Source organism: Streptomyces sp. NPDC002698, from assembly GCF_042888945.1.
Lineage (GTDB): Bacteria > Actinomycetota > Actinomycetes > Streptomycetales > Streptomycetaceae > Streptomyces.
This window is the reverse complement of sequence record NZ_JBIAQM010000007.1, coordinates 53,893-75,046: the sequence shown is the minus strand read 5'-3', so window position 1 is coordinate 75,046 and position 21,154 is coordinate 53,893. Positions and strand designations below refer to the sequence as shown.

Below are 21,154 nucleotides of genomic sequence, written 5' to 3'. Positions count from 1 at the left end.
GATGATGACGACACAGACCAGCGGCGACGTCCGCCTCACCGGGATCAGCAAGACCTACGGATCCTTCACCGCCGTACACCCGCTCGACCTGACCGTGCCGCAGGGCTCCTTCTTCGCCCTGCTCGGCGCCTCGGGCTGCGGCAAGACGACCACCCTGCGCATGATCGCCGGTCTGGAGGAACCTTCCTCCGGCACCGTGCACCTCGGCGACCAGGAGGTGACGAACCTGCCGCCGTACAAGCGGCCGGTGAACACCGTCTTCCAGTCGTACGCGCTCTTCCCGCACCTGGACATCTTCGAGAACGTCGCCTTCGGCCTGCGCCGGCGCGGGATCAAGAGCGTCAAGAAGCAGGTCGAGGAGATGCTCGACCTCGTCCAGCTCGGCGAGCAGGCGCGCAAGAAACCCCACCAGCTCTCCGGCGGCCAGCAGCAGCGTGTCGCGGTCGCCCGCGCGCTGATCAACCACCCCAAGGTGCTGCTCCTGGACGAGCCCCTCGGCGCCCTCGACCTCAAGCTGCGCCGCCAGATGCAGCTCGAGCTCAAGCGGATCCAGACCGAGGTCGGCATCACCTTCGTGCACGTCACGCACGACCAGGAGGAGGCCATGACCATGGCCGACACGGTCGCCGTGATGAACGCGGGCCGCGTCGAGCAGCTCGGCGCGCCCGCCGACCTCTACGAGAACCCGAACACCACCTTCGTCGCCAACTTCCTCGGCACCTCCAACCTCATCGAGGCCGAGGTCGACTCCCGCAGCGGCGACGACATCGTGCTCAAGGCGGGCGGCGGCAAGCTGGTGCTCCCCGCGGCGCGCTGTTCGGCACCCGCCACGACCGGCGGCAAGGTCCTGGTGGGCGTCCGCCCGGAGAAGATCTCCCTCACGCACGCCGACGACGCGGGCGAGATACCCGCCGGCCGCAACCGGATCACCGGCAAGATCGCCGACTCCAGTTTCATCGGCGTCTCCACGCAGTACGTCATCGACAGCGCCGTCTGTCCCGAGTTCGAGGTCTACGCCCAGAACATCGACCGGGACTCCCGGCTGGTCCCCGGCGCGGACGTCGTCCTGCACTGGAGCCCGGCGCACACGTTCGGCCTCGACGCGGCCCAGGACATCGACGCGGGTGTCGACACGGCCGAGGAGGAGGCCGCCTGATGGCCACCGTCACCGAGGCCGAAGCGCCACCGCTCGCGCCGCAGCCCGTGAAGAAGCAGCCCAGGAAACGGGGCCGCCTCGTCCCGTACTGGCTGCTGCTGCCCGGACTCCTGTGGCTCCTCGTCTTCTTCGCGCTGCCGATGATCTACCAGGCCTCCACGTCCGTGCAGACGGGCTCCCTGGAGGAGGGCTACAAGGTCACCTGGCACTTCGCGACCTACTGGGACGCGCTCACCGAGTACTGGCCGCAGTTCCTGCGCTCGGTGTCCTACGCGGCCGCCGCCACGGTCCTGTGCCTGCTGCTCGGCTACCCGCTGGCGTATCTGATCGCCTTCCGGGCGGGCCGCTGGCGCAACCTGATCATGATCCTGGTGATCGCGCCCTTCTTCACCAGCTTCCTGATCCGCACCCTGGCCTGGAAGACGATCCTCGCCGACGGCGGCCCGGTCGTCGGCGCGCTCAACACGCTGCACGTCCTGAACGTCACCGACTGGCTCGGCTGGACCGCGGGCGACCGCGTCCTCGCGACGCCGCTGGCGGTGGTGTGCGGTCTGACGTACAACTTCCTGCCGTTCATGATCCTGCCGCTCTACACCTCGCTGGAGCGCATCGACGGCCGGCTGCACGAGGCCGCGGGCGACCTGTACGCCAGGCCCTGGACGACCTTCCGCAAGGTCACCTTCCCGCTGTCGATGCCGGGCGTGGTCTCCGGAACGCTGCTGACCTTCATCCCGGCGGCCGGTGACTACGTCAACGCCGAACTCCTCGGCTCGACCGACACCCGCATGATCGGCAACGTCATCCAGACCCAGTTCCTGAGGATCCTGGACTATCCGACGGCCGCCGCGCTCTCCTTCATCCTCATGGCCGCGATTCTCCTCATGGTCACGGTCTACATCCGCCGGTCCGGGACGGAGGACCTGGTCTAAATGCCCTTCGTCAACTGGCTCAAGCGCCATCTCGTCGTCATCGCGGGACTGCTGACGCTGTCCTATCTGCTGCTGCCCAACGTCGTCGTCACCGTGTTCTCCTTCAACAAACCGAAGGGGCGCTTCAACTACGAGTGGCAGCAGTTCTCCACGGACGCCTGGAAGGATCCGTGCGGCGTCGCCGACATGTGCGGCTCGCTCGGGCTCAGCCTCCAGATCGCCGTCTGGGCGACGATCGGGGCCACCGTCCTCGGCACGATGATCGCCTTCGCGCTGGTCCGCTACCGCTTCCGCGCGCGCGGCGCCGTGAACTCGCTGATCTTCCTGCCGATGGCGATGCCCGAGGTCGTCATGGCCGCCTCGCTGCTCACCCTGTTCCTCAACATGGGCGCCCAGCTCGGCTTCTGGACGATCCTGATCGCCCACATCATGTTCTGCCTCAGCTTCGTCGTGACGGCCGTCAAGGCCCGTGTCATGTCGATGGACCCCCGGCTGGAACAGGCGGCCCAGGACCTCTACGCCGGCCCGGCGCAGACGTTCCTGCGGGTCACCCTGCCCATCGCGGCCCCCGGAATCGCCGCGGGCGCGCTGCTCGCCTTCGCGCTCTCCTTCGACGATTTCATCATCACCAATTTCAACGCGGGCTCGACCGTCACGTTCCCCATGTTCGTCTGGGGCTCGGCACAGCGCGGAACACCCGTTCAGATCAATGTCATCGGTACGGCCATGTTCCTCGTCGCCGTCCTGTTCGTCCTGTTCGGAATGATCATCGGAAATCGCCGGAACAGGCAGAAGGCATAACACCCGTCACCCTTGTGGGGAGTTGAAATCATGGCCCCAAGCGCCATGACCCGTGGTAATCAGTGGACGAAATCCCTTTCCGACGCCCAGCCGGTCCCGTACTGGCTGGACGACCCCGGCAGACCCCACCCCGAGCCCGCGCTCACCGGCGCCGAGACCTGCGACCTGCTCGTCGTCGGCGGCGGCTACAGCGGACTGTGGACCGCGCTGATCGCCAAGGAGCGCGACCCCGGGCGGGATGTCGTCCTGGTGGAGGGCCGCGAGGTGGGCTGGGCCGCCTCCGGCCGCAACGGCGGCTTCTGCGCCGCCTCCCTCACCCACGGTCTGTCCAACGGGCTCACCCGCTGGCCGGACGAGATCGGGAAGCTGGAGGAGCTGGGCGCCCGCAACCTCGACGAGATCGAGGCGGCCGTCGCCCGCTACTCCCTGGACTGCGACTTCGAGCGCAGCGGAGAGATCGACGTCGCCACCGAGCCGCACCAGGCGGCCGAACTGCGCGCGTGGCACCAGGAGCTGGAGCGACGGGGTCTCGCCGGCGGCATCGAGTTCCTCGACACCGCGGCCGTACGGGAACAGGTCGACTCCCCGACCTTCCTGGCCGGACTGCACGACCGCCGCGGGGTCGCCATGCTCCACCCGGCCAAACTGGCCTGGGGCCTCAAGCGCGCGTGCGTGGAGCTCGGGGTGCGGGTGTACGAGCACACGCCCGCCCTCGCCCTGAAGCCGTCCGGCGCCGGCATGGCCGTCCGCACGCCGTACGGCTCGGTCCGCGCCCGCCGGGTGGCCCTCGGGACCAACATCTTCCCGAACCTGGTCAGGCGCGTGCGCCCGTACACCGTCCCGGTCTACGACTACGCGCTGATGACCGAACCGCTCACCGCCGACCAGCTCGCCTCCGTCGGCTGGAAGAACCGCCAGGGGCTCGGCGACTCGGCCAACCAGTTCCACTACTTCCGGCTCTCGGCCGACAACCGCATCCTGTGGGGCGGCTACGACGCGATCTACCCGTACGGCGGCCGGGTGCGCGCGGAGTACGACGACCGCCCCGAGACGTACGCCACGCTCGCCGAGCACTTCTTCACCTGCTTCCCGCAGCTCGAGGGCGTCCGCTTCTCCCACGCCTGGGGCGGCGCGATCGACACCTGCTCCCGGTTCTCGGCGTTCTTCGGCAGCGCCCACCAGGGCAAGGTCGCCTACGCGGCCGGCTACACGGGGCTCGGTGTGGGCGCCACCCGGTTCGGCGCGGAGGTGATGCTCGACCTGCTGGAGGGGGAGCGGACCGAACGCACCGAGCTGGAGATGGTCCGCAGGAAGCCGCTGCCGTTCCCGCCCGAGCCGTTCGCCTGGACCGGCATCGCGCTCACCAAGTGGTCGCTGGCGCGGGCGGACACGCACGGAGGCCGGCGCAACCTGTGGCTGAAGGCGATGGACAAGCTGGGTCTCGGCTTCGACAGCTGACGGCACGCCGCCCCTCGAAGGGCGTGAGTTGAATTTCTGTCAACTGATCCCCCGAACCCGCGTAATGGACCGCCCGGACCTCCCTCTCCTCTGTGACGCGACCCGCGTCGACGCGAGAGGGAGGTTCCGTCATGACAGGGCCCAAGGCGGCGGTCGAGTGGCTGGCATCCGTGGCTCCGGACCCCGAAGCCTGCCGCTGGGAGTGGGAGCGCAGCCCCCGAGGGGTCACGCTGCTGCCGGCGGGAAGGGCCTGGGACGTCCTGATTCTTCCGGCCGGGCTCGGCTATCCCACCCTCGACGTACTGACCCGGGTGCTCGACCGGCCCGGGCCGGTGCTCGTCGACTTCGGGGACGCCCGGATGGGCTTCTTCGTGCCCGCGGGCACCGCGACCCGGTGGCTGGGCACCGGGGTGCGCGCGGCGGGCCACGGCACATGGATCGTGGTGCCCTATCCGGGACGGTCGACCGGCGGGGTCCGCTGGCTGGTCGCGCCGGACGGCTCGGGCACGCTCACGGACCCGGCGCTGCTCGAACTGGCCATGCACGAGGCCGCGGCGGGCCTCGCTCGTGACGGGGACCGGCGCCGGTGAGGGGGCCGGCGGCGGTGTCGGGGAGCGGCGGCGGGTGAGGGGAGCCCGCGCCGGTGAGGGGGAGTCCGGGGCGGCCGTGCGAACTCCGTTGCCTGTCAGGGGTCTTGACAACCGAATTGGTCTGGACCAAGTTGGGCGCGCGCTCCACCCTCCAACTCCCCCATGCCCGGAGGCACTCATGGACCCCAATCGGCACGACAGACCCCTCGCACACCGTCGCCGAAGGCTGTTCGCCGCCTGCGCGGCCACCGTCCTGACCGTTCCCGGCCTGGTGGCGCTCTCCACCGCCGCCCAGGCGGCCGACGTCGACGTGGCCAGGAACGGCGGCTTCGAGTCGGGCCTGGGCAACTGGACCTGTACGGCGTCCGCTGTCGTCAACTCGCCGGTGCACAGCGGCGGTTCGGCGATGATGGCGACCCCGGCCGGCAGCGACTACGCGCAGTGCTCGCAGACCGTGACCGTGAAGCCCGACGCGCAGTACACCCTCTCCGGCTACGTCCGCGGCAGCTACGTCTACCTCGGCGCGACCGGCACCGGCACCACCGACGTCAGTACCTGGACCCCGTCCGCCGCCGACTGGCAGCAGCTGAGCACCACCTTCCGCACCGGCGCGTCCACCACGCAGGTCACGATCTACACGCACGGCTGGTACGGCACCGGCGCCTACTGGGCCGACGACCTCTCGCTGACCGGCCCCGGCGTCGACGCGGGACAGCCGCCGGCCCCGCCGACCGGGCTGAAGGCCGGTACGGTCACGTCCTCGTCGGTCGGTCTGTCCTGGACGGCGGTGTCCGGCGCGACCGGCTACTCCGTCTACCGCGACGGGGCGAAGGTCCAGACCGTCACCGGAACCTCGGCCACGGTGAGCGGGCTGACGGCCTCCACCGCGTACTCCTTCCAGGTCGCCGCGACGAACGACGCGGGCGAGTCCGCGAAGTCGGCGACCGTCACCGCGACCACCTCCGCGGGCTCGGGCGGAGGCGGCGGAGGCTCCTCCGACCTGCCCGCGCACGCGCTCGTCGGCTACCTCCACGCGAGCTTCGCCAACGGCGCCGGCTACACACGCATGGCCGACGTGCCCGCGAGCTGGGACGTGATCGACCTGGCCTTCGGCGAGCCGACCTCGGTCACCTCGGGCGACATCCGCTTCAACCGCTGCCCGGTCACCGAGTGCCCCACCGTCGAGAGCGACGCGGACTTCAAGGCCGCGATCAAGGCCAAGCAGGCGGCCGGCAAGAAGGTGCTGATCTCGATCGGCGGCCAGAACGGCCAGGTCCAGCTCGCGACCGCGGCCGCCCGCGACACCTTCGTCTCCTCGGTCTCGAAGATCATCGACACCTATGGCCTCGACGGCCTGGACATCGACTTCGAGGGCCACTCGCTCTCCCTCGACGCGAGCGACACGAACTTCAAGAGCCCGACCACCCCGGTGATCGTCAACCTCATCTCGGCCCTGAAGACCCTGAAGGCCAAGTACGGCTCCAAGTTCGTCCTGAGCATGGCCCCGGAGACGTTCTTCGTCCAGCTCGGCTACCAGTACTACGGCACCGGGAAGTGGGGCGGCCAGGACCCGCGCGCCGGAGCGTACCTCCCGGTGATCCACGCCCTGCGCGACGACCTGACCCTGCTGCACGTCCAGGACTACAACTCCGGGTCGATCATGGGCCTCGACAACCAGTACCACTCCATGGGCGGCGCCGACTTCCACATCGCGATGACCGACATGCTGCTGACCGGCTTCCCGGTGGCGGGCGACGCGAACAACGTCTTCCCGCCCCTGCGTCCCGACCAGATAGCGATCGGCATGCCCGCCACCACCAACGCGGGCAACGGCTACGTCGCCCCGGCCGAGGTCACCAAGACCCTGGACTGCCTGACGAAGAAGACCAACTGCGGCTCGTACGCGACCCACGGCACCTGGCCGGGCCTGCGCGGCCTGATGACCTGGTCGGTCAACTGGGACCGGTTCGGAGGCTGGGAGTTCTCGCGGAACTTCGACGCGTACTTCGGCTGACGAACAGCCACAGGGAGCTCAGCAGTACCGCGCAGAGGCACCAACTGGCCACCACGTCCAGTGGCCAGTGGTAGCCGCGCCGGACCAGGCCGAACGCCACGCCCGCGTTCAGGGCCGCACACACGCACAGCAGTGCGCCACGGGCGCCCGCGGTGCGGAGCAGCGGGAGGAGGAGCAGAGTCGCCGCGCCGTACGCGACGACGGCGGTGGCGGTGTGGCCCGAGGGATAGAAGCCGGTGCCGGGTCCCATGACCGGGGGGCCCGGCCGGGAGACGAGTTCCTTCAGGGGCACGATCACCGCGGGGACCAGCGCCATCAGGACCGCGGCGGCGGCCGGGGGCAGCCACCATCGGTCCAGACCGGTGGCGCGGTTCCGCAGGGCGACGAGAAGCAGCGCCAGTGCCAGGACCGGAACCGCCACCTGGACGCTGCCCAGGTCGGCGAGCAGTTCGGAGAACCGGCTCGGGTGGACGAGGCTGCCGCTCAGCCGCTCGTCCAGGCTCACGAGCGGGCCGCCCGCCACGACCTGCCAGGTGATGAGCGCGAAGCACAGGGCGGGCAGGCCGAACAGGAGGGGCGTGCGGGACATGGGGGACAGCCTGCCATTGTCCGGCGCCGTCGCGGCACGGGCCCCGCGGAAGAAGGGAGTCGGCCGCCCCGGAACAGGGGGGGTGGTTCCGAGGCGGCCGTCCGGACCGGAATGCCGCGCGCCCCGGGGGGTTTGGGGCGGGCGACCGTCCGATCGGTGAGGAGAACCGGAGCCGCAAGCTCCGGGTGTGTGCGCGAGGGCACGACCAGGGCGAAGCTGGGAAAGCCTCGGCCCGGTACAGCCCGCAGTCCCCTGCGGGCGGGTGTATCCCTGATCCGGTTAGAACCTACGGCAGGGGGTGCGGCTCCGACAGGCGGATTCGCGTCCCGCCATGCACCTCGCACACCTTCTTCACACGCCCCCACGGGAACACCGCAGCACCGAAACCCCGGCGGAATCCGCCGGGGGCGGGTCCGGGGTTCCGGTGCCGTGGTGACGTCCGCGTCGTCAGATGCGGGAGAAGGCCTGTTCGATGATGTCGAGGCCCTCGTTCAGGAGGTCCTCGCCGATGACCAGCGGGGGCAGGAAGCGGAGGACGTTGCCGTAGGTGCCACAGGTCAGGACCAGCAGGCCCTCCTGGTGGCAGGCCTTGGCGAGCGCGCCGGCCGCCTCCGGGTTCGGCTCCTTGGTGGCGGCGTCCTTGACCAGCTCGATCGCGATCATGGCGCCACGCCCGCGGACCTCGCCGATGATGTCGAACTTCTCGGCCATGGCGCCGAGGCGGGTCTTCATGACCGACTCGATGTTCTTCGCCTTGGCGTTGAGGTCGAGCTCCTTCATCGTCTCGATCGCGCCGAGCGCACCGGCGCAGGCCACCGGGTTGCCGCCGTAGGTGCCGCCCAGGCCACCGGAGTGCGCCGCGTCCATGATCTCGGCGCGGCCCGTCACGGCGGCGAGCGGCAGACCGCCCGCGATGCCCTTGGCGGTGGTGATCAGGTCCGGGACGATGCCCTCGTCCTCGCAGGCGAACCACTGGCCGGTACGGCAGAAGCCGGACTGGATCTCGTCCGCGACGAAGACGATGCCGTTGTCCTTGGCGAACTGGCTGATGGCCGGCAGGAAGCCCTTCGCGGGCTCGATGAAGCCGCCCTCGCCGAGCAGCGGCTCGATGATGATCGCGGCGACGTTGTCGGCGCCGATCTGCTTGTTGATCATGTCGATGGCCTGGGCGGACGCCTCGGCGCCGGCGTTCTCCGGGCCCGTCAGCCAGCGGTAGCCGTAGGCGACCGGCACGCGGTAGACCTCGGGCGCGAACGGACCGAAGCCGTTCTTGTACGGCATGTTCTTGGCGGTCAGCGCCATCGTCAGGTTCGTCCGGCCGTGGTAGCCGTGGTCGAAGACGACGACGGCCTGGCGCTTGGTGTACGCGCGGGCGATCTTGACGGCGTTCTCGACGGCCTCGGCGCCCGAGTTGAACAGGGCGGACTTCTTGGCGTGGTCGCCCGGGGTCAGCTCGGCGAGCGCCTCGGCGACGGCGACGTACCCCTCGTACGGCGTGACCATGAAGCAGGTGTGGGTGAAGTCCTGGAGCTGGGCGGAGGCCCGGCGCACGACGGCCTCGGCGCTCGCGCCGACCGACGTCACGGCGATGCCGGAGCCGAAGTCGATGAGCCGGTTGCCGTCGACGTCCTCGATGATCCCGCCGCCGGCGCGCGTGGTGAAGACGGGGAGCACCGACCCGACACCGGCCGCGACCACGGCGGTGCGCCGGGCCTGCAGCTCCTGCGACTTCGGGCCGGGGATGGCGGTGACGACGCGGCGCTCCTGCGGAAGTGCGGTCATGAGGGGCTCCCTGATGATCTTGCGAACCGGACGGTCCCCGGCGAACGCGGGGCTGGTCCGGGCGGGGGGTTTTCGGACGCTTGCCTTCTTTCTTCGCAGGCTAGAGCCGAGGAGGGGGGCTCGGCATGCGCCATGTGGGCGTTGTCGGACGAATCCGTTGTCCGCGGTGGACATAGAGGAACGGACGCCCGGTGGCCCCGTCCCGCCGCGGGCCCGGCCGTGTAAACGGTGAACTCGCCCCGCGGGACCACTAGATTGGCCTCGGAGCGACAGGCGGACTGGCTGGTCAGGGGGCGCACACGATGGACTTCGACGGTACGCGCGACGCACGTGGCACGCATGCCGATCCCGTGCCTCGTCCGGCCGCACCCCCCGGGGCCGTCCCCGGGGGAGCCCCGCCCAGGCCCTCGGGCCCGCCGCCCGTCCCCGCCGGCCCGCCCGGACCCCGCCGGGCCGTACGCGACTGGCTCAACGAACCCCGCCCCGAGGCCGCACTGGGGATCTGGCGGTACGGATACGTCGCCCCCCGGGCGTCGAAGGAGCGCGGGCGCCTGCCCTCCGTGACGATCGTCGGTCTCCTGATCCCTCTGGTGCTCGGGCTCGTCGTCTGGTCCCTGTGGCGCCGGGGGAACGTCCCCTACCAGCTGGTCGTGCTGAAACTGTTCACACCGGACGACTGGTGGTGGGGCGGTACGACCGCCCCGAAGTCCTGGCAGGGCGAGGACGCCATCCGTGTCTACGACGGACTCTTCTTCGGCGCGCTGGTCTACACGATGGGGCGCCTCGGAAGCTGGCGCGAGATCGCCCATCACTTCGTCGTCCGGCGCGCGCAGCCGGGGCGGGCCGTCATCGCCGCCCTGGCGGCCCTGCTGACGCTCACGTTCGTCTGGCCGGACGCCTTCCCGGGCGTCGGCTGGGACCCCCTGCCCATCGTCAATCCGGTGCTGTCCCTGGTGGCGCTGATCGCCGGCGGGCGTGAGGTGTTCGAGTCGCTGGTGATCAGCTACGGCGTGTACACGCTGATCACCGTGCTCGTGGTGCTGCCCTTCGCCAAGCTGGGCGGATGGTGGCCGCTCGCCAAGGAGCGGTTCGGTTCCCGGTCGGCCGCGGCGGGCGCCGCGGCGACGGCCCCGGCCGCACCGGAAGAGCCGTCCGGCCCTCCGGCCGAATGGCCCGAACTGAGGGCGACCGGTCAGCACAAGGCGGCGGAACTGCTGTCCTCCGAGGTGCTGACGGAACGCATGAACGACGTCGACTGCGCGAGGATCCTGCGCGCCTGGACCTCGGCCAAGCGCGACGGAGGGCTCGCCGGCTTCAGCGACACCGTGCTGCGGCGGGGCGCCGCGGCCTGGGCCCATCCGTCCGGGGCCCGCGACCTGCCCGTCCGCGCCGCCTCGCACGACCTGCTCGCGGGCCAGGTGAGGCTCGGCCGGTGGGTCGCCCGCGAGCGCACTCCGCTCGCCTACTCCGGCGCGGGTGCCGCTCTCGGCCCGGCGACGCTCGGTACCTCGCTCCTCGCCGTCGGACCCGCGGGTTCCGGCAAGACGCGCCACCTCGTGCGGCCCGTCGCCGAATCCCTCGGGCTCCAGGCCCTCACCGCGCGCTGCGCCGTCGTCGTCGTGGCCGCCGCCGGGACACCGGTCGGCCCCGACGCGTCGTACGACGTCGTCGTGAAGCTCGGTGACCCCGAGTCGGTCCACGACCTGGATCTGTACGCCGACTGCGAGGACCCCGACGAGGCCGCCGCGTTTCTCGCGGAAGGCCTGGTCGGGAGCGTCGACGGTGTCGACGTCCGGCGCGCCGCCACGGCCCTGGCCCAGCTGCTCGGTCCCTACCGTGCCGTGCACGGCACGTTCCCCACCATTCCCGTGCTGCGCGAACTGCTCGAAGGAGTGCCCGCGCTGCTGGAACCCCTGCGGCAGGACCTGTCGGCCGGGGGCCATCCGGCGATGCTCCGCGAACTGGAGGCACGGCTGCGGCAGAGCGGCGGCCCGAACGACCCCGGCCCCGTTCTGGCCGACCGCCTGGCGCTGCTGGACCGGCCCGTCTTCGCGGACTTCTTCGGCTCGGGCACCGGCGCCCGGCCGTTCTCGCTCCGGGCGGTGGCCCATCACCCGCTGCGCGTCCGCGTCGACCTGCCGGAACGCGGGTACGAAGAGGCCTCCCAGCTCGTCACCCGGCTCCTGCTCGCCCAGTTCGCCGCCGTCGTCCGCGGCGGCGACCGGCGCGGGCACTTCGCCTGCCTGGTCCTCGACGACGCGACCGGCGCCCTGACCGCCGAGACCGTACGCCGTATCCAGGGCCTGCGGGCGCACAACGCCGGAGTGGTCCTCGCCCTGCGGACCATCGGGGACATCCCCGAGGCCCTGCACGGGCCGCTGTACGGCGCGGTCGGCTGCCGCATGGCCTTCTCCGGCGTCACGACCTGGGACGGCGGCCGCTTCGCCGAGTCCTGGGGCACCGAGTGGGTGGAGACGCAGGACGTGGCCAAGCACACCGTCTTCGCCGACCAGCCCATGACCCGGGCCATCCACGCGCTGCGCAAGCTCGTGACCGGCAAGGCGGTGACCACGGACGCCGTGACCGTGCGTCAGGTCGAGCGGGAACGCTGGTCCGCCTCCGAACTGGCGCACGCGGTCCCGCCCGGCCACGCCGTCCTGTCGCTGACCAGCGTCGAGGGGGAACACGCCCCGCCGCTGCTGGTGGACCTGCGCGGCTGACCGGCACCCGGCGTGACGTATAGAGGGGGACGTATGGATATACGGGCCCGCTGACCAGGGTGTCCGGGGATGAACGCACGCGGCGACCGTACGGTGAGGCAGAATCGACACAGGCCGTTCATACGCCGCGGCCAAAAGATCACAGCGATCACACCGACCTGAAGGTCCCATGCCCCCCACGCTCGCCTCGCTCGTCCACCACTCCGCGCTCAAGCTCACGGTGCGCGCGGGCGAGGACCGCCTGGACGTGCCCGTCCGCTGGGCCCATGTCAGCGAGCTCGCCGACCCCGTGCCGTACATGGAGGGCGGGGAACTCCTGCTGATCACCGCGCTCAAGCTGGACGCGGACGATCCCGAGGTCATGCGGCGGTACGTGAAACGGCTGGCCGGTGCCGGAGTCGTCGGGATCGGCTTCGCCGTCGGGGTCAACTACGACGAGATCCCGAAGGCGCTCGTCGACGCGGCCGCGGAGGAGGGACTGCCGCTCCTCGAAGTGCCCCGGCGCACCCCGTTCCTCGCCATCAGCAAGGCCGTGTCCGCCGCCATCGCCGCGGATCAGTACCGGGCCGTCACCGCGGGATTCGCCGCGCAGCGCGAGCTCACCAAGCAGGCCCTGAACGACGGGCCGGAGGGACTGCTCACCGCGCTCGCCGGACAGGTCGACGGATGGGCGGCGCTCTACGACGCGTCCGGTTCCGTCGTCGCCGCCGCCCCCGACTGGGCGGGACGCCGCGCCGCGCGCCTCACCCCGGACGTGGAACGGCTGCGCGAGCGGCCCGCCCCCGCGAGCTCCGTGGTGGGCGGGGAGGACCGCGTCGAACTGCACTCCCTCGGCACGGGACGCAGGCCGCGCACCGCGCTCGCCGTCGGGACCGCCGGCGCGCTCGGTACCGCCGAGCGCTACGCCGTGCACTCGGCCATCGCCCTGCTGACCCTCACCACCGAACGCTCGCGGTCCCTGCACGCCGCCGAGCAGCGGATCGGCGCGGCCGTGCTCGGGATGCTGCTCGCCGGGGAACCCGACCACGCGCGCGCCGTCGCCGGAGACCTGTACGGCGAACTGCTCGACGCCCCCTTCCGGGTGATCATCGCCGAGTCGGTGTCCGCGTCGGCCGGCCGTGCGCACGCCGACGCGCACGCGCGCCCGGGTGCCGCCGTGCCCTCGAAGACCGCCGCCGTGCCCGACGCCAAGGGCGATCCGCTGGGCGGCCTCGCGGAGGTCGTCGAATCCGCCGCCGTGCGTTCGGGGGAGTCGGTGCTCGTCGTGCCCGACGGGGAGCGGCTGGTCGTTCTCGCCGTAGACGGAGGCGCCGCGGTGGCGGCCTGCGGGGACCACGCCGCGGGGCTGGAGTCCGCGCGGGCCGTCCCGCGCGAGCAGCCCTCCGGGGCGGCCGGGGACGAGGGCGAACTCGTCGTCGGGCTCTCGGCCCCCGCAGGACCGATCGCCGCCCGCGCCGCCTACAAGCAGGCCGAACAGGCCCTGTCCGTCGCCCGGCGGCGGGGCCGGTTCCTCGTCGAGCACGAGGAACTGGCGGCCGGGTCCGTACTGCCGCTGCTCGCGGACGACGCCGTGCGGGCGTTCGCCGACGGGCTCCTGCGGGCGCTCCACGAGCACGACGCCACCGGCCGCGGGGACCTCGTCGCCTCACTGCGGGCGTGGCTGTCACGTCACGGGCAGTGGGACGCGGCGGCAGCCGACCTGGGGGTCCACCGGCACACGCTGCGCTACCGGATGCGCAGGGTCGAGGAGATCCTCGGCCGCTCCCTGGACGACCCCGACGTCCGGATGGAACTCTGGCTGGCCCTGAAGACCACGGCCGCGACAGGGGAGTGACCGGGTCCCGCCGCCGACGGCCGCGCGCCCGGCGGCTCGCCCGGCGGACATCCGGCGATCCCGCCCGGCGGATCCCGGCGATCAGCGGGCCCGACCAGCGGGCGACCAGTAGACCCGACCAGTGGGCGATCAGTGGGCGATCAGTCCAAACCGGCGCACCTCGCCACCCGACTGGTACGCGCCGGACAAACGACCCGTGGTGGTCCCGGCCCTACCGTGGACGCGAGAGCAGCACCAGCAGGACACCCCATCGTCACCCCCATACGGAAGGGCCGGGACTCGCACATGCCCCAGGAAAAAATTGTGGGGGCCACCCACGCCTTCTGGCTCGCCGGCCGCCAGGCCACGGGCGAGACCACCTTCGACGTCACCTCGCCGTGGGACGGCCGCCTCGTCGGCCAGGTCAGCGTGCCCACCGAGGCCCAGGTCGAGGAGGCCGTGGCCGCCGCGCACGCCGTGCGCGACGAGTTCGCCGCGACCCCGGCCCACGTACGCGCCGCCGCCCTCGACCACGTCTCGCGCCGTCTGGCCGAGCGCACCGAGGAGATCGCGCAGCTCATCTCCGCCGAGAACGGCAAGCCGATCAAGTGGGCCCGCGGCGAGGTCGGCCGCGCGGTGTCCGTGTTCCGGTTCGCCGCCGAGGAGGCCCGCCGCTTCAACGGCGGCGAGGCGCAGCGCTTGGACACCGACCTGGGCGGTCAGGGCCGGCTCGCCCTCACGCGCCGCTTCCCCAAGGGCGTCGTCCTCGGAATCGCGCCCTTCAACTTCCCGCTGAACCTGTGCGCCCACAAGGTCGCCCCGGCCATCGCCGCGGGTGCCCCGATCATCCTGAAGCCGGCGCCCGCCACCCCGCTGTCCGGCCTGATCCTCGGCGACCTGCTGGCCGAGACCGACCTTCCCGCCGGTTCCTGGAGCATCCTGCCGGTCGCCAACGAGAAGATGCCCGCCCTGGTCCAGGACGAGCGCCTCCCCGTCATCTCCTTCACCGGTTCCGAGACGGTCGGTTACGCGATCATGGACTCGGTGCCGCGCAAGCACTGCACCCTGGAACTGGGCGGCAACGGCGCGGCCGTCGTCCTCGCCGACTTCGCGAGCGACGCGGACCTGGACTGGGCCGCGACCCGTATCGCGACCTTCTCCAACTACCAGGGCGGCCAGTCCTGCATCTCGGTGCAGCGCGTGATCGCGGACGCCGCGGTGTACGAGCGGCTGCTGCCGCGCATCGTCGCCGCCGTCGAGGCCCAGGTCACCGGCGACCCGTCCGACGACGCGACGGACGTCGGCCCGCTGGTCAGCGAGGCCGCCGCCGAGCGCGTCGAGTCGTGGGTGGACGAGGCCGTCGCGGCCGGCGCCACGCTGCTCACCGGTGGCAAGCGCGACGGCGCCTCCTACGCCCCGACCGTCCTCGCCGACGTTCCGGCCGACGTCACGATCTCCTGCGAGGAGGTCTTCGGACCGGTCCTGACCGTGCAGAAGGTGGACGGCGAGGCGGCTGCCTTCGAGGCCGCCAACAACTCCAAGTACGGCCTCCAGACGGGCGTGTTCACGCACGACCTCCAGACCGCGTTCCGCGCGCACCGCGCCCTGGAGGTGGGCGGCGTCGTGATCGGCGACGTTCCGTCCTACCGCGCCGACCAGATGCCGTACGGCGGTGCGAAGCAGTCCGGTGTCGGCCGTGAGGGCGTCAGGTTCGCGATGGACGACTACACCTACGAGCGGGTGCTCGTGCTGACGGGTCTCGCCCTCTGACGAAGACCTCACCGAAGCCGACGGCCGGAGCCCACTGTGCGGGGGCTCCGGCCGTCGGCGTGTCCGGGAGCTTCGGACGGCCGGCTCCACCAGTACCTGGTGTCGCGGGCCAAGCCCGCGGGGTCGGCCCGCATGGGCGGCCTCTACAGGACCGCACGGGCTCACGCGGGCCCGAAGAGACCCGTCCCCCGACCGGAATCGGCCGTGCGAGCCGGCCCCGGACAAAAAAAGACCCTGTCCCGGACAACCGGGACAGGGTCTTCACAGAGCGCTGGGCAGGCCTTGCACCTGCATTTCCCCGCAGGAAGCGGGGCGTCTTTCCTTGGACCACCAACGCATCGCGAACCGGTGTGACCTCCACCGATCTGCTGAAGATCATATTAGCGCACGGCTTGAGGAGCGCAAACACCCCGGCCGGGCGGGATCGCCGGACATGCGCGGCCGGCGCACGGCAGCACGGTCTGACGTTTCCCGGAAGGGCTCGAAGGTGCCCACGGGCTCCGGCCGTCCGTCCGTCAGGACGTGACCGAAAACGACGTGTCTAGTGACAATCGTTTTCAGCTAAGTTCGCCAGAGAAGGGGCCCGGCACCGATGCCTTCCGGTGCCGGACCCCTGTGCCGGCTCCTCCGGACCCTCAACCGGAGAAGCCGACGTGCGCGAGCCGGACGGGCCCGCGCAGTCCGAGGCGGACGTCGTGCACACCGCCGGCGGTGAACGGGGCGGTGAGGGTGCGGTAGTCGTAGGGCCCCCGTGTTCCGCTCAGCGTGACTTCGGCGACCGGCTTGCCGTCCAGCGAGACCTCGACGGCGCCCTCGCCCGCCACCTCGATCACGGCACCGGTGACGCCCGCTCCGAAGTCGCACAGCCGGTACAGGAGTTCGCCCGTGCCGCCGTCCGCCGGGGTCACCGCGTCGCCCGCCGTCCTCGTACGGTCGACGATCTCGGTGCCGTGCTGCTCGTCGAAGTCGGCCGCGTCCAGGCCGCGTTCGCGGACCGGACGGAACACGCCCGGCTCGCCGTCGAGTTCGACGGTCGCGGCGAGCCGGACGTCCTGGCTGGAGGCGCCGACCAGCAGCTCGTACATGCCCGGTTCCAGGCGTCGGCGGCCGTGCGCGACGTCCCAGAACTCCAGCGCGGTGAGCGGGAGGTCGAAGGTGACGGCCGTCGAGGTGCCCGGAGCGAGCCGGACCCGCCGGTGCGCCGCCAGTTCGCGGCGCGGGCGGGGTACGGAGGGGGCGGCCGCCCGGGTGTAGAGCTGGACGACCTCGTCGGCGGTCACGGTCGCGGTGTTCGTCACGGTGCAGGAGACGGTCAGGGCCGCGGCCTCCCTGCGGATCCGCAGATCGGTGTAGGCGAACGAGGCGTAGGACAGACCGTGCCCGAAGGGGAACAGCGCGGTCCCCTCGAAGTAGAGGTAGGTCTGCCGGCCGCCGATCACGTCGTAGTCGAGCAGACCGGGCAGGTCGTCGTCCGTGGCGTACCAGGTCTGCGGGAGGCGGCCCGCGGGGGAGACGTCCCCGGCGAGCACGCGGGCCAGCGCGGTGCCCGCCGCCTGGCCGCCGTGCGCGGTCCACAGCAGGGCGGGCAGACCGGTGGGGTCGACCGCGTACGGGTAGGCGGATACCAGCGCCAGCACGGTGTCCGGGTTCGCCGCGCGGGCGGCGTCCAGCAGCCGTTCCTGATGGGCGGGCAGCCGCAGGGTCGTACGGTCCTCGGTCTCGCGGCCGTTGATGTGCGGGTCGTTGCCCGCGACGACGAGGACCACGTCGGCGGAGGCGGCGACGCGCGCCACCGCGTCCTCACCGCGTTCGGTGAACTCCGCCACGAAGATCTCGGCGTCCCCGGCCTCCCGCCCGGCAACCTTCACGCCGTCGGCGGCGACACAGACGTATCCGCCCGTCCCGAGGTGCTTGAGGAGGTGGCCGCCGCGATGGGAAGCGGAGGGTTCCAGCCGGAAGGTCTCCTGGACGACCCAGCCGCCCGGCCGGTCGGCGGACGCGCGCACGAAGCCGTCGTCGGCGACCGACAGGTAGCGGCCGTCGGGGGAGCGCAGCGTGAGGACGCCCTCGCCCCAGTCGACCAGAGCCAGTTCGGTGCCGACGGCTTCGGCGGTCAGCGGGGGCAGGTCCGTACGGCCGGCGAGCAGCGCCGGGTCGAGGGCACCCTCGGCACCCCGGGTCTCCACCGGCGTGCCGTCCGCGGCGGGCACCGCGAGATACCGGCCGGACGCGGTCCTCAGGCGTACGCGGTCCACGCCCTCGGCGAAGTCCACCCGCTCGGCGCCGAACCGCTCGTACAGGCCCTCCAGCGGGGTCGACCGGTGGATGAGCGTGCCGCTGTACCAGTCGAGCTTGCACTCGTCGGCGAGCAGGCCGACGACGGCGAGGCGGACTCCGGGGCGCAGCGGCAGCAGACCGTCGTTCTTGAGCAGGACGACCGCCTGCTCCGCGGCTTCGAGGGCGAGCGCGCGGTGGGCGGGCGTGTCGAACTCCCCGGTGCTCGCGTACGGGTCGAGGTCCGGGTCGAACTCGCCCAGCCGGAAGCGCACGGCGAGCTGGCGGCGGACCGCGGTGTCGATGTCGGCCTCGGTCAGCAGGCCCCGCTCCAGGGCTCCCCGGACGCGTGCGGTGATCCGCGAGCCGTCCTCGCCGTGGTCGGTGAAGCTGTCGACGCCGGCGCGGAGCGCGGCGGCGGTGGCCTCCTCGTGGGTGTCGAAGTAGTGCTCGGAGTCGACCAGGTTGGAGGGCGCGCCCGCGTCCGAGCAGACCAGCAGCTCCTGGCCGGTCCAGGCCCGCAGGTGCTCGCGCAGATACGGCGAGACATGGTTGGGGCGGCCGTTGACCAGGTTGTACGCGGGCATCACCCCGGCGACGGAGCCCGCCTCGACGGTCTCGCGGAAGGCGCGCAGATCGTATTCGTGCAGCACGCGCGGCCGGACGGACGAGGACGAGGTGTCCCTGCCCGTCTCGTTGTTGTGCGCGAGCCAGTGCTTGAGGACCGGCGCCGTACGCCAGTAGACCGGATGGCCGCCGCGCAGCCCGCGGGTGTACGCGGTGGCGATGGCGGAGGTGAGCGCCGGGTCCTCCGAGTAGCCCTCCTCGTTGCGTCCCCACAGCGGGTGGCGCAGCAGATTGACCGTGGGGGACCAGACGTTGAGGCCCACGCGGTCGTCGCGGACGCGCATCGCGCGGGCCTCCGACGAGACGGCCTCCCCGATCCGGCGCACGAGTTCGGCGTTCCAGGTCGCGCCGAGTCCGACGGCCTGCGGGAACACCGTCGCCGGACCCATCCACGCGACCCCGTGCAGCGCCTCCTGGCCGGTGCGGAAGGCGGGTATCCCGAGCCGCTCGACGGGGGGCGTGTACTGGTGCAGGAACGCGACGCGTTCTTCCAGGGTGAGCCGCGTCAGCAGGTCGTCGATGCGCTTCGCGAACGGCAGGCTCGCGTCGCGGAAGGGCGGCATGGGTGGCGTCTCTGCGGTCACGTGGTGATCCCTTTGCGGTGGGGCGTCGAAGGTCTTTCGAAGCGCTTCGATGCTCGATCGACCAAGGGGTGGGTGTCAAGATGCCTGGGCGTCCCACCTCTGTTTCCCGCCAGTGATGTCAAGTGCCGTACGGATACGCTCTGTTGTCGCACGTCTCCGAGGAATCTTGGGATCGGCCCTTGTGCACCCCCAGGCGTTCACTTAACCTCGCAGCAACATCGAAGCGCTTCGATTGTCGGGCTTCCCTCTTCCCGGGGCACAGTCCTCCGAGGACCGCTTCAGCTCAGGCAGATCCACTCAAGACACCGCAGCCGACGGCTCCACCGCCGGGTGTCCTGCTGTGCGCCATGAAGGGTTGACGCAATGACGCCGAACACCGCCACCACCGTCCCCAGCCGGAGAAGCTTCCTCGCCTCCACGGCGGTCGCAGCGGCCGCCGTGGCCGGCGGAACGTCCCTGCTCGCCGCCTGCGGCACAGGACAGGACGGCAGCAAGGACGGCACCACCTCGGGGAAGGACGCCCAGAAGATCCTTCCGGCGTTCGTGGCGTCGAACGTCGTCACGCCCGACCTCCCGTCGAAGAACGGGTCGGCGGCCGGGTTCACCCGGGCGATCGACCTGGACGCGCTGAAGACGTCCGTCCCGAAGAAGCTGGGCACCGGCAGCGACCTGAAGATCATGTCGCCGTTCTGGGGCACCCCGCCGTCCGGCGGCAACGCGTACTACACGGCCATGAACGAGACCATCGGCGTCAAGGTGACCTGGCAGAACCAGGACGGCAACACCTACGACGAGAAACTGGGCGCGGTCCTCGCCTCCAGCGACATCCCGGACGTGGTGGTCGTCCCGGGCTGGAACCTGAACGGCAAGATCCCGAGCGCGATCAACGCCAAGTTCGCCGACCTCGGCCCGTATCTGTCGGGCGACAAGGTCAAGGCCTACCCGAACCTCGCGGCCGTACCGACCGACGCCTGGCAGCGCTCCATCTTCGGCGGCCGGCTGCGCGCGATCCCGATGCCCGCCTCCTACGTCACGAACATCGCGCCCTTCTACCGCAAGGACATCTTCGCCAAGAAGGGCTACACCCCGCCCAAGTCGCCCGACGAGTTCCTGTCCTGGGCGAAGGAGGCCACCGACGCCAAGGCGAAGGTGTGGGCCTGCGACGACCTCAAGTGGACGGCCTTCAACATCTACGGCGTCCTCAACGGCAGTGACAAAGCCCTGTGGTGGGACCTGAGGGACGGCAAGCTGGTCAACCGGATCGAGACCGACGAGTACCTCGAAGCCCTGGAGTGGACGCGCAAGCTGTACGCGGCGGGCGTCGTCCACCCCGACGTCAAGGCCGTCAAGGGCGACGCGTCCAACCGCTTCACCGCGGGCCAGTCCCTCGTCTTCAACGGCGACCTGTCCTACTGGTACGGCTCGACGGCCGAACAGCGCACCCAGAAGACCGGCTTCGAGATGGGCGCCTTCGACATCTTCGGCCCCGACGGCGGCGACCCCACGCTCTGGGCGACCCAGCCCGCCGGCATCTTCACCTTCGTGAGCGCAAAGGCGTCCAAGCGGCAGATCAAGGACTTCCTCGCGCTCGCCGACTTCTGCGCGGCGCCCTACGGCACCAAGGAGTACATGCTGACGGTGTACGGCGTCGAGGGCACCGACTACACGGTCAAGAACGGCCTGCCCACCAAGACCACCAAGGGCACCAACGAGGTCAACGGCGCCTACGACTACACCGGCGACCCGGCCGCCTACCTCGCCCACCCCGATCTGCCGGAGATCGCCAGGCTCCAGGTCGAGTGGCAGCAGCGCATGGGCGCCTTCACCAAGAAGTCCTCCTTCTACGGCCTGACCATCACCGAGCCCAACCGGTGGACCAACCTCGCCAACGACTTCGAGCAGCTGGAGGACGACGTCGTCCGCGGCCGCAAGAAGATCGGTGACGTGCAGCAGGCCGTCGCGGACTGGAAGCAGAAGGGCGGCGACGACCTGCGCGCCTGGTACAAGAAGCTGCTCGACGACAACGGCTCCGCGGCCAAGTGACCCA

At 71.2% G+C, this 21,154-nt stretch carries 13 protein-coding genes; 10 read left to right on the top strand and 3 right to left on the bottom strand.

The genetic code is table 11. The annotated features are described in order from the left end of the window. Window positions 1-4 precede the first annotated feature (4 nt). The 6 genes from ACFYW9_RS12850 to ACFYW9_RS12825 all read left to right on the top strand — a co-directional run bounded on the left by ACFYW9_RS12850 (window position 5) and on the right by ACFYW9_RS12825 (window position 6,948). Window positions 5-1,156 carry an ABC transporter ATP-binding protein gene (locus ACFYW9_RS12850; RefSeq protein WP_351869881.1) on the top strand — a complete coding sequence of 384 codons (1,152 nt, stop codon included), beginning with the start codon at window positions 5-7 and terminating at the stop codon, window positions 1,154-1,156. Beyond that, window positions 1,156-2,085, top strand: a complete 930-nt coding sequence (locus tag ACFYW9_RS12845; RefSeq protein WP_351869735.1) for an ABC transporter permease — start codon at window positions 1,156-1,158, stop codon at window positions 2,083-2,085. The genes ACFYW9_RS12850 and ACFYW9_RS12845 overlap by 1 nt, the downstream gene beginning before the upstream one ends. After that, complete coding sequence (locus ACFYW9_RS12840) at window positions 2,086-2,886, top strand: ABC transporter permease (RefSeq protein WP_389148464.1); 801 nt, start codon at window positions 2,086-2,088, stop codon at window positions 2,884-2,886. A 30-nt stretch (window positions 2,887-2,916) separates the two neighbouring features. Further along, window positions 2,917-4,344, top strand: a complete 1,428-nt coding sequence (locus ACFYW9_RS12835) for an NAD(P)/FAD-dependent oxidoreductase (protein WP_389148461.1) — start codon at window positions 2,917-2,919, stop codon at window positions 4,342-4,344. 131 nt (window positions 4,345-4,475) lie between these two features. Further along, on the top strand, window positions 4,476-4,934 hold the full coding sequence (locus tag ACFYW9_RS12830; RefSeq protein ID WP_389148458.1) for a hypothetical protein: 459 nt from the start codon (window positions 4,476-4,478) through the stop codon (window positions 4,932-4,934). Between the two features lie 178 nt (window positions 4,935-5,112). Continuing rightward, on the top strand, window positions 5,113-6,948 hold the full coding sequence (locus tag ACFYW9_RS12825) for a chitinase (protein WP_389148455.1): 1,836 nt from the start codon (window positions 5,113-5,115) through the stop codon (window positions 6,946-6,948). Here ACFYW9_RS12825 and ACFYW9_RS12820 read toward each other — a convergent pair. Further along, entirely contained in the window at window positions 6,887-7,537 is a 651-nt protein-coding gene (locus ACFYW9_RS12820; RefSeq protein WP_389148452.1) for a phosphatase PAP2 family protein, read from the bottom strand. The genes ACFYW9_RS12825 and ACFYW9_RS12820 overlap by 62 nt on opposite strands. A 447-nt stretch (window positions 7,538-7,984) precedes the next feature. After that, a complete protein-coding gene (gene gabT / locus ACFYW9_RS12815) occupies window positions 7,985-9,319 on the bottom strand; it encodes a 4-aminobutyrate--2-oxoglutarate transaminase (protein WP_351869754.1) in 1,335 nt (444 codons plus the stop codon). A gap of 302 nt (window positions 9,320-9,621) precedes the next feature. Between gabT and ACFYW9_RS12810 the strand changes: the two genes are divergently transcribed. From ACFYW9_RS12810 to ACFYW9_RS12800, 3 genes are all read left to right on the top strand, one after another. After that, entirely contained in the window at window positions 9,622-12,039 is a 2,418-nt protein-coding gene (locus tag ACFYW9_RS12810) for an ATP/GTP-binding protein (protein WP_389148448.1), read from the top strand. 169 nt (window positions 12,040-12,208) lie between these two features. After that, window positions 12,209-13,873, top strand: coding sequence for a PucR family transcriptional regulator (locus ACFYW9_RS12805; RefSeq protein WP_389148445.1), 1,665 nt, complete (start codon window positions 12,209-12,211; stop codon window positions 13,871-13,873). 303 nt (window positions 13,874-14,176) lie between these two features. Then, complete coding sequence (locus ACFYW9_RS12800) at window positions 14,177-15,622, top strand: aldehyde dehydrogenase family protein (protein ID WP_389148442.1); 1,446 nt, start codon at window positions 14,177-14,179, stop codon at window positions 15,620-15,622. A gap of 635 nt (window positions 15,623-16,257) precedes the next feature. Here the strand turns inward: ACFYW9_RS12800 and ACFYW9_RS12795 are convergent. Beyond that, entirely contained in the window at window positions 16,258-19,107 is a 2,850-nt protein-coding gene (locus ACFYW9_RS12795; protein ID WP_389148439.1) for a glycoside hydrolase family 3 C-terminal domain-containing protein, read from the bottom strand. A 363-nt stretch (window positions 19,108-19,470) separates the two neighbouring features. Here ACFYW9_RS12795 and ACFYW9_RS12790 point away from each other — a divergent pair, with 363 nt between their 5' ends. Beyond that, window positions 19,471-21,150, top strand: a complete 1,680-nt coding sequence (locus ACFYW9_RS12790) for an extracellular solute-binding protein (protein ID WP_389148436.1) — start codon at window positions 19,471-19,473, stop codon at window positions 21,148-21,150. Window positions 21,151-21,154 lie beyond the last annotated feature (4 nt).

Bases quoted from the DNA above. Each gene is read 5' to 3' on its own strand.
- ACFYW9_RS12850 (WP_351869881.1), top strand. From the start codon at position 5: ATGACGACACAGACCAGCGGCGACGTCCGCCTCACCGGGATCAGCAAG.
- ACFYW9_RS12845 (WP_351869735.1), top strand. From the start codon at position 1,156: ATGGCCACCGTCACCGAGGCCGAAGCGCCACCGCTCGCGCCGCAGCCC.
- ACFYW9_RS12840 (WP_389148464.1), top strand. From the start codon at position 2,086: ATGCCCTTCGTCAACTGGCTCAAGCGCCATCTCGTCGTCATCGCGGGA.
- ACFYW9_RS12835 (WP_389148461.1), top strand. From the start codon at position 2,917: ATGGCCCCAAGCGCCATGACCCGTGGTAATCAGTGGACGAAATCCCTT.
- ACFYW9_RS12830 (WP_389148458.1), top strand. From the start codon at position 4,476: ATGACAGGGCCCAAGGCGGCGGTCGAGTGGCTGGCATCCGTGGCTCCG.
- ACFYW9_RS12825 (WP_389148455.1), top strand. From the start codon at position 5,113: ATGGACCCCAATCGGCACGACAGACCCCTCGCACACCGTCGCCGAAGG.
- ACFYW9_RS12820 (WP_389148452.1), bottom strand. From the start codon at position 7,537: ATGTCCCGCACGCCCCTCCTGTTCGGCCTGCCCGCCCTGTGCTTCGCG.
- gabT (WP_351869754.1), bottom strand. From the start codon at position 9,319: ATGACCGCACTTCCGCAGGAGCGCCGCGTCGTCACCGCCATCCCCGGC.
- ACFYW9_RS12810 (WP_389148448.1), top strand. From the start codon at position 9,622: ATGGACTTCGACGGTACGCGCGACGCACGTGGCACGCATGCCGATCCC.
- ACFYW9_RS12805 (WP_389148445.1), top strand. From the start codon at position 12,209: ATGCCCCCCACGCTCGCCTCGCTCGTCCACCACTCCGCGCTCAAGCTC.
- ACFYW9_RS12790 (WP_389148436.1), top strand. From the start codon at position 19,471: ATGACGCCGAACACCGCCACCACCGTCCCCAGCCGGAGAAGCTTCCTC.